This window comes from Vibrio sp. 2132-1 (assembly GCF_033344315.1).
Genome location: NZ_JAWPON010000010.1, coordinates 169,495 through 183,706 on the forward strand (window position 1 = coordinate 169,495; position 14,212 = coordinate 183,706).

At 42.3% G+C, this 14,212-nt stretch carries 15 protein-coding genes; 6 read left to right on the forward strand and 9 right to left on the reverse strand.

Annotation, left to right across the window (positions count from 1 at the left end; all coding sequences use genetic code 11):
• Positions 1-115: 115 nt before the first annotated feature.
• Complete coding sequence (locus R8N47_RS13365) at positions 116-1,021, reverse strand: LysR substrate-binding domain-containing protein (RefSeq protein WP_005376369.1); 906 nt, start codon at positions 1,019-1,021, stop codon at positions 116-118.
• A 301-nt stretch (positions 1,022-1,322) separates the two neighbouring features.
• Here R8N47_RS13365 and focA point away from each other — a divergent pair, with 301 nt between their 5' ends.
• The gene (gene focA, locus R8N47_RS13370) at positions 1,323-2,774 is read left to right on the forward strand and encodes a formate transporter FocA (RefSeq protein WP_213913577.1); all 1,452 of its coding nucleotides are present in this window, start codon (positions 1,323-1,325) and stop codon (positions 2,772-2,774) included.
• A 137-nt stretch (positions 2,775-2,911) separates the two neighbouring features.
• Here focA and R8N47_RS13375 read toward each other — a convergent pair whose 3' ends face one another.
• The 3 genes from R8N47_RS13375 to R8N47_RS13385 all read right to left on the reverse strand — a co-directional run bounded on the left by R8N47_RS13375 (position 2,912) and on the right by R8N47_RS13385 (position 4,434).
• Positions 2,912-3,481 carry a YceI family protein gene (locus R8N47_RS13375; protein WP_017634178.1) on the reverse strand — a complete coding sequence of 190 codons (570 nt, stop codon included), beginning with the start codon at positions 3,479-3,481 and terminating at the stop codon, positions 2,912-2,914.
• Positions 3,478-4,017, reverse strand: a complete 540-nt coding sequence (locus R8N47_RS13380; RefSeq protein ID WP_005390157.1) for a cytochrome b — start codon at positions 4,015-4,017, stop codon at positions 3,478-3,480. The genes R8N47_RS13375 and R8N47_RS13380 overlap by 4 nt, the downstream gene beginning before the upstream one ends.
• A 174-nt stretch (positions 4,018-4,191) precedes the next feature.
• The gene (locus R8N47_RS13385; protein WP_042520836.1) at positions 4,192-4,434 is read right to left on the reverse strand and encodes a DUF2164 domain-containing protein; all 243 of its coding nucleotides are present in this window, start codon (positions 4,432-4,434) and stop codon (positions 4,192-4,194) included.
• Between the two features lie 183 nt (positions 4,435-4,617).
• Between R8N47_RS13385 and R8N47_RS13390 the strand changes: the two genes are divergently transcribed.
• On the forward strand, positions 4,618-5,250 hold the full coding sequence (locus R8N47_RS13390) for a hypothetical protein (protein WP_005376385.1): 633 nt from the start codon (positions 4,618-4,620) through the stop codon (positions 5,248-5,250).
• Positions 5,251-5,437: 187 nt separating this feature from the next.
• Positions 5,438-6,226 (forward strand): EAL domain-containing protein, encoded by a 789-nt coding sequence (locus tag R8N47_RS13395; protein WP_017634180.1) that lies wholly within the window; start codon positions 5,438-5,440, stop codon positions 6,224-6,226.
• Positions 6,227-6,253: 27 nt separating this feature from the next.
• Here R8N47_RS13395 and R8N47_RS13400 read toward each other — a convergent pair whose 3' ends face one another.
• From R8N47_RS13400 to R8N47_RS13410, 3 genes are all read right to left on the reverse strand, one after another.
• Positions 6,254-7,513, reverse strand: coding sequence for a DEAD/DEAH box helicase (locus R8N47_RS13400; RefSeq protein ID WP_005376383.1), 1,260 nt, complete (start codon positions 7,511-7,513; stop codon positions 6,254-6,256).
• Between the two features lie 67 nt (positions 7,514-7,580).
• The gene (locus R8N47_RS13405; RefSeq protein WP_064354764.1) at positions 7,581-8,183 is read right to left on the reverse strand and encodes an ACP phosphodiesterase; all 603 of its coding nucleotides are present in this window, start codon (positions 8,181-8,183) and stop codon (positions 7,581-7,583) included.
• 81 nt (positions 8,184-8,264) lie between these two features.
• Positions 8,265-8,438, reverse strand: coding sequence for a hypothetical protein (locus R8N47_RS13410; protein ID WP_017820948.1), 174 nt, complete (start codon positions 8,436-8,438; stop codon positions 8,265-8,267).
• Positions 8,439-8,752: 314 nt separating this feature from the next.
• Between R8N47_RS13410 and R8N47_RS13415 the strand changes: the two genes are divergently transcribed.
• A complete protein-coding gene (locus tag R8N47_RS13415; protein WP_206954114.1) occupies positions 8,753-10,183 on the forward strand; it encodes a methyl-accepting chemotaxis protein in 1,431 nt (476 codons plus the stop codon).
• Positions 10,184-10,614: 431 nt separating this feature from the next.
• Here R8N47_RS13415 and R8N47_RS13420 read toward each other — a convergent pair whose 3' ends face one another.
• The gene (locus R8N47_RS13420) at positions 10,615-11,283 is read right to left on the reverse strand and encodes an HAD-IA family hydrolase (protein WP_017820949.1); all 669 of its coding nucleotides are present in this window, start codon (positions 11,281-11,283) and stop codon (positions 10,615-10,617) included.
• A gap of 195 nt (positions 11,284-11,478) precedes the next feature.
• A complete protein-coding gene (locus R8N47_RS13425) occupies positions 11,479-11,988 on the reverse strand; it encodes a hypothetical protein (RefSeq protein ID WP_005376378.1) in 510 nt (169 codons plus the stop codon).
• Between the two features lie 145 nt (positions 11,989-12,133).
• On the opposite strand from R8N47_RS13425, the gene R8N47_RS13430 reads away from it, so the two are divergent.
• Both R8N47_RS13430 and R8N47_RS13435 read left to right on the forward strand, forming a co-directional pair.
• Positions 12,134-12,604 (forward strand): CreA family protein, encoded by a 471-nt coding sequence (locus R8N47_RS13430; protein ID WP_005397614.1) that lies wholly within the window; start codon positions 12,134-12,136, stop codon positions 12,602-12,604.
• Between the two features lie 233 nt (positions 12,605-12,837).
• Entirely contained in the window at positions 12,838-14,142 is a 1,305-nt protein-coding gene (locus tag R8N47_RS13435) for an inosine/guanosine kinase (protein WP_005376376.1), read from the forward strand.
• Positions 14,143-14,212: the final 70 nt, after the last annotated feature.

Sequence of the window (14,212 nt, forward strand, 5' to 3'; positions counted from 1 at the left end):
ATCACAATAAGATATTATTATTTTCACAATTTACATTAAAAGTTTGACGCAACCGATAAATCAACAGATTTAGGGAATAAACCCAACTCATCTCGTAGGCATGTTTAATCAACCTTTAAAGAACTGAAGGCTTCCCTTTCATCATTCGCAGTCCCTCTCTTTTAATGCAGTCGACTAATGGGTTTTCTGCCATATCTGAACGCCATATAAATGAAAGCGTCCTTTCCATTTTTAACTCAGGTACATTTAATGCCACAAGATGACCTGCTTCTATATATCGCTCTACATCTAAATACGGTAAGCAAGTAAGGTACTGACCATTAGCAACTAAACTACGTAATACCGGAACATGTTCATATTCGCGCCACACATCCAAATCTTCAATAAGGTGGTGAATAGAACTATCAAATGTTTTTCGTGTGCCAGAGCCATGCTCTCTTAGTACCCACTTCGCTTGCTCTAACTGCGCAAGGCTAACAGACTGATTACGAGCAAAAGGATGATGAGAAGCTGCGACAACAGTAAGATGATCACGACACCATACTTCTTGGTGTAAACGGTTATCATCACAGCGCCCTTCAATAATCCCTAAGTCATACTTGTAATCTAATACCCCATCAATCACCCCTTTTGTACTTTGTACACCGAGGGAAATACGCATTTCTGGAAAGTCATTATCAATGATACTAATAAGGTCGGGAACTAAGTGCTCTGCTGGTGTTTGACTCGCTCCCATACGAATCTCACCACTCAATAAATGTTGCTCATAGAAGCCCATTTCAATCTGCAATGCGTCTTGTAGCAAGCGTTTTGCTTTTGGTCGTAACCACATCCCCCAATGGGTTAACGCCATTTGCTTGCCTTGCCTCTCAAACAACGGCCTGCCAAGCATCTTCTCTAATTGCGCAAGCGACATACTCGTCGCTGATTGTGTCAAAGCCAATTTTTCTGCGGCTTGGCTTACACTGCCGGTATCTGCAACTGCGTCGAAAACCGCTAATTGCTTAAGTGAGTAGCGCAAAGTGTCCTCCATTATTAGTGGGTATTTCCCAATCCCCACAATTGTTAAAGCATGCCCCAATAAGCAATAGAGTTCATTTTACCTGGCCCCGTAAAGTTATCAATTAATTTGATGAGGTTTCTAAATATTATCAATTTTACCTTACTAACCGTTCTCCCTATTCTGATTACGCGGTTCGGGAACACCGCAAGCCTCAATGGTTTTGAAACCGAAGTCGTTGAGGCTCTTAATAAAAACAACAATTTCATTTTTGAGTTAATAACCAAGGATTTTTTATGCGATTACAAATTAAGGAGTCAATATGGCGGTGACCAGTTCTCAAAATCACCAGTATTTTTCTCCAAAAGAGATGATGGTTGAAGCGGAAAAATTTGCGTTAAGTAAGGCAAACAAAACCAGCCGTATGACATTAAGCCTCGCGATTATGGCCGGCGCGTTCATCGGGTTAGCATTCTTGTTTTACATCACGGTGACCACCGGCAGTACGGGCGCTGGTTGGGGCTTGAGCCGCCTAGCTGGTGGACTCTCATTTAGCATGGGATTGATCCTCATCGTGATCTGCGGTGGTGAATTATTTACCAGCTCCGTCCTATCCAGTATTTCTTGGGCCAATAAACAAATCTCGTTCGGTAAGATGCTTTCGATCTGGGGCAAAGTTTACGTTGGTAACTTTATTGGTGCGATGTTCCTACTTGCGCTGGTTACTGCTGCTGGTCTTTATCAGATGGATGGCGGTCAATGGGGATTAAATGCGCTTAACATCGCACAACACAAACTTCACCACACTCTCATTCAAGCGTTTGCACTCGGTATTCTCTGTAACCTGTTGGTCTGCCTAGCGATTTGGCTGACATTTAGTTCTGCAAATGCAATGACAAAAGCAGCAATGACAATTTTGCCTGTGGCAATGTTTGTCAGCAGCGGTTTTGAGCACTGTGTTGCGAACATGTTTATGGTTCCACTTGGTATTGTTATCGCGAATTTTGCACCTGAATCTTTTTGGGCATCTGTCGGTGTGCCCGCGTCACAATACACAGACCTAAACATTAGCCACTTTATTACCGCTAACTTAATTCCTGTCACGCTTGGCAACATCGTCGGCGGAGCGGTATTAGTTGGCCTTTCAAACTGGTGTATTTTTCGCCGACCAGAACTAAAAGCAGCGAATATTTCTTCTATCACTACAACTACAACACTGTCGTCAGTTAAGGATTTCACCATGAAAAATGCTTCTTTTGTTAAAGACATTATGAACCAAAAACCAGTCACCATTCGTGCAGAAACGCCAATTGCAGCCGCGCTGGATGTGTTACTTGATAACAACGTAACTAGCGCACCTGTTGTAGACGTACAAAATCGATTAGTTGGCTTCTTCTCTGCTCACGATGTGATGGTAGAACTATGGTGTGAGGACTACATTCCGGTGAAAGACCAAAAAGTCGTAGACATCATGAGCCGAGATGTGGTTGCAATTGACGCTGGTGATCGCCTCGTTGATGTTGTGGAATTCCTATGTATCGATAAAGAGCAGTTGTACCCAGCGAGCAGTATGGGTATTGCCACTCGCTTGACGTCTTTGTCTCTCGAAGAACGCGCTAAAAGTATCAAAGTAAGTAAGCCACAAGTGCTTCCTGTGCTTGAAAATGGGCAGATGGTCGGGGTGGTTACTCGTACTGAAGTATTAAAAGCACTACGCCCGATTTTTGGTGAGCGTTTAAACCTAGTGGAAAAAAGCGAGTTAGAAACAGCGTAATTCGCTAAACATTTACAACGTCTATTGGCTTTCAATCGCTATCACTGACGGGTTTATCGATGTTAGTGATGTGATTAAGATAATAAAAAAGCGCTCTTCAAGTGAAGAGCGCTTTTAGTGTATCTAAAAGGAACTAATTACTTCTTAATACCTTCGATATGAAGTTCCATATCGACGTAGCTTGAAGCACCCATTACTGGGATGTCAAAGTCAGCAAGCTCTAGGCGAGTGTTGCCAACAAAGCCAGCGCGCTCGCCGCCCCATGGGTCACTGCCAGCACCAACGAATTCAGCCTCAATAGTAATAGGCTTAGTAACACCGTGTAGCGTTAGATCACCAGTTACATCTAGTTTGCCATTGCCTTTATCAACCACTTTTGTGCTCGTAAAGGTTGCTTCACTGTATTTACCAGCATCGATGAAGTCACCACTACGAATGTGTTTGTCACGTTCAGCATGGTTTGAATCTAGGCTGGTTGTATCAACAACAACATTTACTTTTGAGTCAGCAATGTTGTTTTCATCAAAAGAAAAGTCACCAGAAAATGTATTGAAACGACCTTTGATGAAACTGTAACCCAAGTGGCTAACTTTAAAGTTGATTGAAGCGTGAGCACCTTTGGTATCGATGACATAATCTGCAGCTTGCGCACCAAATGGCAGTGCCATAGCGATAGCTAATCCTGTAGCGAAAAGTGACTTTTTCATTTTGAAGCTCCTAACATTTTTCTTAATGTGTTGTCTTTATCGATAAAGTGGTGTTTTAGTGCAGCAATAGCATGTAAACCTGCAATCAGGATGACTGCCCAAGCTGCATAGAAGTGAATCTCACCTGCAATATCTGATTGGCCTGGGAATAACTCTCCCGCTCCTGGCACGGTGAACCAATTAAACACTTCGATGCCGCGTCCATCAGACGTTGAAATGAGGTAACCTGAAACAAAGATGGTGACCAATAGTAGGTACATGACACCATGCGCTGCTTTAGCAGCAAGCACTTCGTAACGTTTGCCTTCTACCTTTGGTGACGCCGTCACATGTTTCCATACGATGCGTGCCAAAGTTAAAATAGCGAGTAAAATACCGACAGAGCGATGGTAATGCGGCGCAGTTCGATACCATTCGCTGTAATAGCTAAGGTCGACCATCCACAAACCCACTGCAAATAGACCAATAATGCACAGCGCTGATAACCAATGCATCACGCGTGCAGTAAGGTTGTAATTCTTTACCAGTGTATCCATCTCAAGTTCCTAGATATATTCCTAAGTTAATGCTGAGCAAGAAACACTACATTAACCTATTTACGTCATATGAAACAGATTATTTACCATCATTTACATCCAGCCAATGGTGCCGTATCTATCAAGTTGTTCGAATTTTTTGAAGGAACTTTAAATCGTTTGTAAAACTGAAACTTACAGCTTAATTTCTTGTTCTATCTCATACAGCTCTTCGGAAACTTCTAACATTCTGCGTTCAACCAGTAACTTAGCATCTTCAACACCCTTGTTATAATAAATTGGTCCTAGTTTTTCTGTAATAAAATCAATTAGAAACTCACTATCGAACTGGCCAATTTCAACATCTAGCTCGTCTTGCATGTAATCTTGAATGGCGGTGGCCAACGCCTCTTTTTGTGCGCGTTCTAGCTTTATCATTTTTTCCCTTTCAAATTTTTGTTCAACTTCTGCTTCTTTCGTGTTGCTCTATTAAAGATTAGACACGGTCATTTGTGAGAAATTTGGTGTTTAGATCAAGAAGTTGCCGAAGTAAATTAGTCTATTCTCAAAAGACTATGCTAACCTTTTGCAGTTCGTTTTGTAATTATTAAGGGATATTCTTTGCTACTCGACCTAGTTATTCAAAGTGTTAATGATTTTCAAGACGACTGTCTTAAGCTGTGTGAAAAGCATTACCCTGCGGTGCATAACCAAGGCATGAGTGAGCATCATCTTGGTCTCGCGTTTTCAAGAAGGATGGAACATACTTTTCGTCACTTTGGATACAACTGCGTGATAAAGCCAATCGAAGTGTTGGATTCTCCAGACCTTCCCCATCACTATCGAATTTCATCCGACATTGGCACTGTCTGGGTTCTGAGTCACCATATGGTCAGTGCCGGAAAATCTTGCCGGGAAAACTTACTCTCATCAATTACGGAATGGCAGAGTGAATATGGCTATGCCTTACAGCCTAATGACCTACTCTTTTTGGTTTGCGATCATTGGATAAGTCGCAGCAAAACGAGCCGAGAATTGCTTCATTGGTGGATGGGTGAACTACCCGATCAGATCAACGAATACACAGAACAAGGAATCACATTGTACACCAGCGAGTCGCAACTCACGCAATCGTTGGACACTCGATTCGGTATTAGCCCTTGTTACATTAAGTTTGGGCATCCTTTACGGCGTTCGAACAAACAGCAGTTAGTCAGAAAATATTTGCAGTTGTATGCCGTACTGCAATGGTAGCATCAAATTGAAGTGCTGAGATTATTAATTATTTCATCAATTTGTTTGATGTCACTCGACAAACCTACCCATCCATTACCATCGTTCTTGCTTGAGTTAATGAGCACACTTAGATTCATTGCCAATGAAATAGAAAAATTAGCGCGATAACGCTGATGTTGAGACATTGATTTAGGTTGTGGTAACAATGATGAGCATCTCGCAACTACTTAGTTGCATCCGGAAACAAGCCGACGGGCAGTATATTGCGAAATACGCGAACTTCACTCTCCGCAGTGTCTTTCAACCCATATATAAGAACGATATTTCCATCGTTGGCCTTGAAGCACTGGTAAGAATTAGCAATGCCAATGGCAACATGGTTAGGCCAGATCAGTTTTTCCAATCCAAAGCGACTCCCACTCAAGATTTGCTCAATGTTGAACGCTTAAGTCGCCTAATCCATATCAAAAATTTCTCTCAGTCTCGCTTTCACACAAAACAATTGTTTCTCAATGTATTACCGGTAGCGGCAGAGATACTAGTCAAAGACATCACGTATAACCGACTGCTAAAACAAACCATTTATGAATCGCATTTGATGAATGAACAAATCGTCATGGAGTTACTTGAATTGAAGGTGGAGGATGAACTCTCTTTGTCTCAAGCTGCTCGGGAGTTAAGTCTTGAAGGATTTAAATTAGCGATTGACGATTATGGCGTCAATGCATCGACAACTGAGCGAGTGAGAAGCGTTTGCCCAGATATAATCAAGATGGATCGCTCTTTATTGCTAAGGTATGAAAACGGTGATTTTAAAGCGCTTAACGATGCATTATCACTCGCAAAAGCGTTATGCTCTAAAACCGTTATCGAAGGAATTGAAACCGAGCATCAACTTCGCTTAATGAAAAAGCTCGGTTTCGATATGTATCAAGGGTACCTACTTGCTATCCCCCAAACGTTAGACGCCTATGAAGAGGCAAAAACAGCCTGACTATGTAAGAACAAAAGTTTGCGCGGTTTAGCGAGAGCTACGTGATTTACCACGATTCTTATGAATCGCCAATTTTGCTTTTAGCTTACGCTTCTCAGATGAACGACTACGACGACGCCCACCCCCATTTTGTTCAGGCTCAACTTCTTCTACAAGACTTGGTTCGAAACCTGCCAGCCATTCTTGGGGTAAGCGTTGATCAAGCAGATTCTCGATAGCTTGCAACAAGTACTCCTCATCTCTACTCATCAGAGAAACCGCCAAACCTGACTTTCCTGCTCTTCCAGTGCGGCCAATTCGATGGACATAATCTTCTGCTTTGAATGGCATATCAAAGTTCACGACTTGTTCTAGCTCTTGAATGTCTAACCCTCGTGCTGCCACATCGGTTGCAATCAAAGCACGTACCTTACCTTGTTTAAATTCATCCAAAGCTCTTTGGCGGGCACCTTGTGATTTATCGCCGTTGATAGAAACCGCTTTGATGCCATCTAACTTGAGCTCTTTCGCTAACTCATCACTACCTTGCTTCGTTTTTGTAAATACAAGCACTTGCTGCCAATTCCGCGAGCCAATTAAGTACGCTAGCAATTCACGTTTCCGTTTTTTATCCACTGGATAAACCATTTGTGTTACCGTTTCAGCAGTCGTATTTGCTGGTGAAACTTCGACTTCAACTGGCGATTCCATGAGTTTATACGCTATAGTTTTGATTCGCTTCTCAAATGTCGCAGAGAACAATAGGATCTGTTTCTCAGCAGGCAAACGTCGGAAGATGCGCTGCAAGTCAGGCCAAAATCCCATATCTAACATACGGTCGGCTTCGTCTAACACGAGCATACCGGTTTTAGAGATGTTTACGTTACCATTAAACAGGTGATCCAAAAGGCGGCCTGGCGTGGCAATCAAAATATCAGCGCCCTCTTCTAACTTTCTCTTTTGTACGCCAATGCTTGTACCACCATAAACACACACGATGCGAAGTTCTGTTTCTGCCGAGTACTGATTCAAATTATCAAATACCTGCTGTGCAAGCTCGCGTGTTGGAACCAAAATCAATGCTTGAGGTGTGCCGTTAAGTTTCTTTTGCTGAACGGTTTGTATGATAGGTAAACCAAACGCAGCCGTTTTTCCCGTACCAGTTTGTGCAGCAGCAAGTAAGTTTTTTCCTGCAAGGACGTGTGGAATTGACTTTTCTTGCACTGGTGTTGGCGTCACGATATTTAGATTGCCTAGCGTCTCGATTAGCTTTTGTTCGATGCCTAAATCAGCAAAATTAACAGACATGTGTAACCTCATTATTTTTGGAGCGCAGAGTTTACCAGAGCCCCTAAAGCCATACTACTTTTCTATCTCATTGAGTTGAGTCATTAAGCTGTTGCTGAAAATCATACGACTGGCGCAAAACATCTCGATAAAGTGACGAGAACTTCTCTTCTAATTCGGTGTAATCACTTTCAATCACTTTAAATGTTGTGGTTAAGTCTGCCATTCTAGGACTTCTTTGCGACATCCGATGTAGTGCAAATTCTATATTGTCTAGATCTTGATAGGATTGAAGCCATCGGCCATGCCACATTCTGCTGTGGAGCACCAAAAAACGTGGCGGCAAATGTTCATGAACCTCTCGGTTTACTCTCTCGTATGCCGATTGGACAAAGTGTTCGAGAGGCACGGAATGAAAGTCGTTCCAGTGTTTTGCGAGGCAATGATCCCAAAACATATCCAAAGCGATAGGTGCAAAACGTCGCGCAACACCAGTGAAATGAGGCTTACATTCGTTGACGATTGGATGATGGTCAGTAATACGGTCAACAAATCTATGTAATCTGATGCCATTTGAGATATCGCGATCATACAGCTTGCTTGGATCTCCTTTTACGAAGTCTCCAAGCAAGTTTCCCAATAAATGGCTGTTACTGTGTTCTGCGATATGCAGGTGGGCTAGAAAGTTCATTCGACGCCAGTTTTGGCCTCTAGGGCTTGGTGTGACATGAACCTAGTATAACGTCAATTACGACGAGATGAGAGTGTTCCGCTATTCGGCTTCGTTGTCTGAGCCAACGTATTCCGACAAGATAATGCCAATTTCAAGCGCATCTAGCAGCTCTAGGCTCTCATCGTTTTGGTATTGGTCGCTCATTGTGACCTCCTTTATTTTAAGCTCTCTTGCTTTTACTTGCTGACGGCCTGGCTCTTGCCATATCCACATCAGCAACTCCTTTTTATAGTCTTTATATGACACATTCATGACAGCGAGAAGTAAAGATTTAAAAACCTATGAGCATAATCAAAAGTAAACGATTGCAATTAGATTTCATATCCGCTTAACACTTTAGAGAAATGACTCTTTTATCAACATTCATGTCAATTTAAAGATATAACATACTGTTATAGGCGTCCTTAGATCTCATTTCTTAAACTAAATTTAGTATTCGTTACATATTTTGCTGATTAACTTCGCATATTTTGTTTCGATATAGCAATAGATTTGGTCAATATCTTTTATCTCTAATGGAGCTTTAAATGAGAGAAGTTGAGTTTAGAACGATAGACAGGCTGTTTATCAAGATGTCTATCAACGACAAAATGTGGGTTATATTCCTACTATTTTTAGTAGCCCTCACTTCAGTGGCTGGAAGCCGCTACTTCAATGAAATACAACAATTTGAGCAGCAAGCCATCTCGGCGAGCGAAGCGAAGCTTTCTGGTATCGTTGATGCTCAATCAAACCGCGCTACAGAAATTGACGGCGTATCGAAATCGAACCGCGTAAGCGAGAGTTCTTTTGTCGATGGGTCTGTGACCGCTTATGCCAAGTTGCATTCTGGAGAAGTGATTAAGCTGACTCAAAATGTGTCCACACAATACGAATCGTTAAAATCATCAGCTCTATCGTCACTATTACTCAGCTTCTTATGGGTTATTCCTTTTGCCCTATTCTCTTACTGGGTGGCAACGTTTATCGGAGGAGCTCTGTGGGTTTTATATACAACAACCGAAAAAATTGGTGACGGTGACTTAACCTCTCGTCTTGGTTTCCATCCAGGTCGAGATGAATTCGGTACCATCGGCTGTGCGCTAGACAAGTCTATGGATACCTTAAGTGAACTGGTTAATAGTGTTAAAAATAATGCAACGATGTTGAGCGAGACATCTTCTGCATTCGAAAAAGATATGCAGTTGAGTGAAACCCAGATATCTCATCAATATCAAACGCTTGATTCAGTCGCGACGGCAATGGAAGAAATGACAGCCTCTGCAAAGGAGGTATCAAGTATTTCTCAACAAGCAACGACGCAGTCAGACCAAGATGCCCAGAAGATCGAACTAAGCAGAAGCCGTGTACAAAACGTGATTGGCGAGATAGAGACGTTATCTAGCTATATTGAACAAGCCTCTACGTCAGTAACCAATTTAAACGAGAATACGACGCAGATTAATGACGTGATCACAACGATTAACGCCATTTCAGAACAAACTAATCTGTTGGCACTAAACGCAGCAATCGAAGCAGCCCGTGCTGGTGAACAAGGTCGTGGATTTGCAGTGGTTGCCGATGAAGTACGTACATTAGCAAGCAGAACTCAACAGGCAACAGTAGAGATCCAAGCCATGATTGAGAAGCTTCAAATTGAGAGCCAGAACATTGCTTCAATCACCAACCGAACCGTTCAGCAAGCTCAAACCAGCAGCCAGCTTATTGATGAAATCGGCCATGATGTTACCTCTATTGCCGAGTCAGCACGCTCATTAATGGGCATGAGCATTCAGATTTCCACATCTGCTGAAGAACAAAGCGCAGTGGCTAACGATATTGCATCGGAACTTTCAGAAATTCGTAGTCAATCAAGCACAATCAGAGAAGTGGCGGAGCAATCTACCGCTGGCGTCGCTAATCTCACGCAAGCCTCCGTTTCTCTTGGTGAGATATTACAACGCTACCGCACCGCATAACATTGTGGAACTTATGATCAACAAGGGCTCCTTAAGGAGCCCTTTTCTTTAAACCGTGTTCAACTATTACCTTCGATATTTTCTACGACATCCAAGTGGATATTTGAAGTGAATCTCAAGTTCTCGCTGTACCGGATGAAATAATGTTCTTAAACAAAGCGTTCCGCTATGCTTGATCTTGCCCAATTCCAATTTGCTGCTGGAAAACAATATGAATAATTACAAAGACACAAAAGACATAGAGAACCTGAATTGCCCACTCTGCCAAGGAGATGAATATCTCATTTCATCGGATGGCGAGAAATTCACATGCGCTGCTTGCGGATTTCATACAAAAAACTTCTCATCTATCCAATGTCTACATCAAACGCCTTACCTACAGTCTAAACTTAAGCACATCCACAGCTTGAGTCCGGTTTGCCATTAGTAGGTCAAACAGAGCAGCCACACAGCTGCTCTTTTAATTCATCTAAATGATGGATGCGAATTACACGCTCGTCATCAACAAGATTGATAGCTTCACCATTAAATAACTGTATCGTTTTTATACCGGCGTTTAGTCCCGCCTCAACTCCTTTAGGCGTGTCATCAATATAAAGACAGTCACTTGGTAAAAAGCCCATGCTCATAGCACTGTACATGATTAAATCGGGCTCAGGCTTCCAACTATTCGCATCGAATGCCGAGAACACTTTCCCTCGGAAAGCATCGAGTAAACCGGTTAACTCCAAAGCGTATTCAATTTTATCTTTAGGTCCATTAGACGCCACACAATATTCGATATTATGCGAATCCAAAAACTGAATTAATCGTTTTGCGCCATCCATCGGCTGTAAGTGACGCACAAAAAGAGACTGGACTTCTTCTCGGTATTGCGGCTCTAAAACATCAATTGGGACTTTGATATCTTTCAATTCTTTAGTATCTAAAAGGATGTCAGCGAGCTTTCCTCCTTTAAAGTGAGAAACGCACTCTTCCATCGTTAACTCAGCCCCATGCTGGTTAAATACATTGACGAGCGCTTGGCAACACAGTCTTTCGCTGTCGACCAACGTACCATCACAGTCAAATATCACGCACTTAATATTGGTAATTGCCATAGCCATCTCCAGACGTCTTAAAGGCTCAAGCCCAAGCTGATTTTAAGAATGTTTGGATTAATCTTATTTGAGTTTGGGATTGTTGAAACGACGAGCTTGGCATTTCATGGAAATAGAAGGGAGCAATTACAGTTTTTCTAAGCAAGATCACCCAACGTCATCTTGCTTTACTTTTTATGCACATTGATGTGTAAGTTAGTTTTCGATAACCACTGAGTCTAACAGTTTTTGCTCGGTGCTTAGTCTTTTAGCCAGATCAGCCACAAACGAGCTTTTGTATTTTGATTCAGAAACAGCAACATCAGAGATGAGTGTATTTCCTTCGAGATGGCTAACAATAGCAGCACCAATTGGGACTCCAGATTTAAAACCAACATATAATTCAAAATCTGGCGTGAGGATAATCTGTGTCAGATATTCAATGATCATATCTTTATCATACTGCTGTTCCCAGCGCTGAGATTGCAAGATAGAGAACATAATGGTCAGTCGATGAAAATCGACCAGAAAAATATCGTCGGGGTTAAATTCAGAGTCACTTTCCAGTAGTGTGTCTTTGTCGACTACTTGATACGTTGCTTTTTCTAGCGTTTTGAAATAGACATCGCGCCCTTTCAAACTCTCTGGTGTCGGAAATTCAACTTCGACCAGATCATACAGCCATGTATTTTTACGCTCGATACTGGCTAACTGTTGTTCATTCATCTTGATACCTTCGTTTAGAGCAGTACATTAGCATGAAGCCCGCAACAAACCTAGCGCACATAGACCTTTCCGTGGCTAAATTTTGTTTTAGGTGCAAACCTCTGATAGATTTCATCAATATCTTTCCTAGTTAAGGACAAAAATAATGAAAAAGATGCTGTTAAGTGCATTGCTTGCTACTACTCTAGTTGGTTGTTCAGATAACGATGTTGCTGACGTGGGGCTCGGGTGGTTTACTTTGAAAGACATCAAAGTCGGTGAGTTGAAAGACGAGGTAGTAACAGGTGTCACATGTCACATCGCCTCTATCGAAGCGGATTTCAGCTTAGCAGATCCAAGTGATAGCTCAATATCATGTCGTCAGACTGGCGAAATCACACCGGAAATGATTGCAAAAATAGATAAGAGTAAGTCCGGTGAAATTGTATTTAAGAAGTCAAAAAGCATTTTCTTCAAAACAATGAAGGTTCGCCGTATTTATGATGCCGATAACCAAACCTTACTCTACTTGTCTTATACAACAAAAGAGACCGATGGTAGTTTTAAGCATAGCCTTTCGACAGTCCCACTTTGGGGTACCAAGGCTTACGTTGAGCCAACTGAAGTGAAAAAGTAACGCGGGTAAATTTAGTTAGCGCGGAGCAGGCTCTTTCCGGGCGCTGCTGAGCAACAAGTTTAAAAAACAACCCATTGCAATACGACAAGCGTCATAAATTGCAGCTGCTTTGGTTGCTATTTACTCAGCTCGCTGATTTTTTCAGCGAGCAGACTTCTTTGTAATAAATCGCCACGATTTTCATTTTTTTGTGATACAATCCCGCCTCTTTTTTTTCTCACTCAAGAACAAGCATGAAGTTTCCTGGTCAGCGTAAATCTAAACACTACTTCCCAACTCACGCTCGAGATCCATTAGTAAACCAAATCCGACAGGCACCTAAGCTATATCGCCCAACTATTGTTGGTGTCGGTCAAACCATTGTAGATATCGAAGCACGTGTAGATGACGCGTTTTTAGAGAAATACAACCTGAGTAAAGGACATTCGCTCGTTCTTGAAGAAAGCAAAGCAGATGCTCTTTACGAAGAACTGGTTGAGCAAGGCCTGATCACACACCAATACCCAGGTGACACGATTGGCAATACTCTTCACAACTACTCAGTTTTAGCCGATAGCAAATCCGTTTTGCTCGGTGTGATGTCTAAGAACATTCAAGTCGGTTCTTTTGCTTACCGCTACCTTTGCCGTACGTCTTCACGCATGAACCTTAACCATTTACAAACGGTAGATGGCCCTATTGGTCGCTGCTACACCCTAATTTCTCAAGACGGTGAGCGTACATTTGCTATCAACGAAGGTCATATGAATCAACTACTTCCGGAAAGCATTCCTGAAGAGATCTTTGAGAAAGCATCAGCCCTGGTTGTTTCTTCTTACCTAATGCGTGGTAAAGAAGAAGATCCAATGCCTAAAGCGGTACAAAGAGCGATCGACTTTGCTAAGAAGCACGATGTCCCTGTTGTACTTACGTTAGGGACGAAGTACGTTATCGAAGGTAACGCACAGTGGTGGCAAGAATACATTCGCGAAAACATTTCTGTTGTCGCTATGAATGAAGAAGAAGGTGCGGCGCTAACAGGTGAAACAGAGCCGCTAGCAGCTGCTGATAAAGCACTTGAGTGGGTTGATCTCGTACTGTGTACGGCAGGACCAAATGGTCTGTACATGGCTGGTTACACCGACGAGAAAGTAAAACGAGAAACCACACACGACATCCTTGAAAGCTCCCTCGAAGCCTTTAACCAGTACGAGTTTAGTCGTGCGATGCGTAAAGAAGACTGTCAAAACCCAATGAAGGTCTACTCTCACATCGGCCCTTACCTTGGTGGACCATTAGAGATTAAGAACACTAATGGTGCAGGTGATGCAGCCCTTTCAGCCTTACTGCATGACATGGCAGCAAACTCTTTCCACCAAAAAGAAGTGCCTAACTCAGAAAAGCACGAAGTACGATGCTTAACCTACTCCTCTCTTTCTCAGATTTGTAAATACGCAAACCGAGTAAGCTATGAAGTGTTGACGCAGCACTCTCCTCGCCTATCGCGAGCGCTTCCTGAACGAGAAGATAGCTTAGAAGAGACTTATTGGGATCGTTAAAACGACAGCTTTAAAGCTAAAAATATATCAAGGTCACCATTTGGTGGCCTTTTTGTTTTTATCTAACACT

Bases quoted from the DNA above. Each gene is read 5' to 3' on its own strand.
- focA (WP_213913577.1), top strand. From the start codon at position 1,323: ATGGCGGTGACCAGTTCTCAAAATCACCAGTATTTTTCTCCAAAAGAG.
- R8N47_RS13375 (WP_017634178.1), bottom strand. From the start codon at position 3,481: ATGAAAAAGTCACTTTTCGCTACAGGATTAGCTATCGCTATGGCACTG.
- R8N47_RS13380 (WP_005390157.1), bottom strand. From the start codon at position 4,017: ATGGATACACTGGTAAAGAATTACAACCTTACTGCACGCGTGATGCAT.
- R8N47_RS13385 (WP_042520836.1), bottom strand. From the start codon at position 4,434: ATGATAAAGCTAGAACGCGCACAAAAAGAGGCGTTGGCCACCGCCATT.
- R8N47_RS13395 (WP_017634180.1), top strand. From the start codon at position 5,438: ATGATGAGCATCTCGCAACTACTTAGTTGCATCCGGAAACAAGCCGAC.
- R8N47_RS13400 (WP_005376383.1), bottom strand. From the start codon at position 7,513: ATGTCTGTTAATTTTGCTGATTTAGGCATCGAACAAAAGCTAATCGAG.
- R8N47_RS13405 (WP_064354764.1), bottom strand. From the start codon at position 8,183: ATGAACTTTCTAGCCCACCTGCATATCGCAGAACACAGTAACAGCCAT.
- R8N47_RS13410 (WP_017820948.1), bottom strand. From the start codon at position 8,438: ATGTGGATATGGCAAGAGCCAGGCCGTCAGCAAGTAAAAGCAAGAGAG.
- R8N47_RS13415 (WP_206954114.1), top strand. From the start codon at position 8,753: ATGAGAGAAGTTGAGTTTAGAACGATAGACAGGCTGTTTATCAAGATG.
- R8N47_RS13420 (WP_017820949.1), bottom strand. From the start codon at position 11,283: ATGGCAATTACCAATATTAAGTGCGTGATATTTGACTGTGATGGTACG.
- R8N47_RS13425 (WP_005376378.1), bottom strand. From the start codon at position 11,988: ATGAATGAACAACAGTTAGCCAGTATCGAGCGTAAAAATACATGGCTG.
- R8N47_RS13430 (WP_005397614.1), top strand. From the start codon at position 12,134: ATGAAAAAGATGCTGTTAAGTGCATTGCTTGCTACTACTCTAGTTGGT.
- R8N47_RS13435 (WP_005376376.1), top strand. From the start codon at position 12,838: ATGAAGTTTCCTGGTCAGCGTAAATCTAAACACTACTTCCCAACTCAC.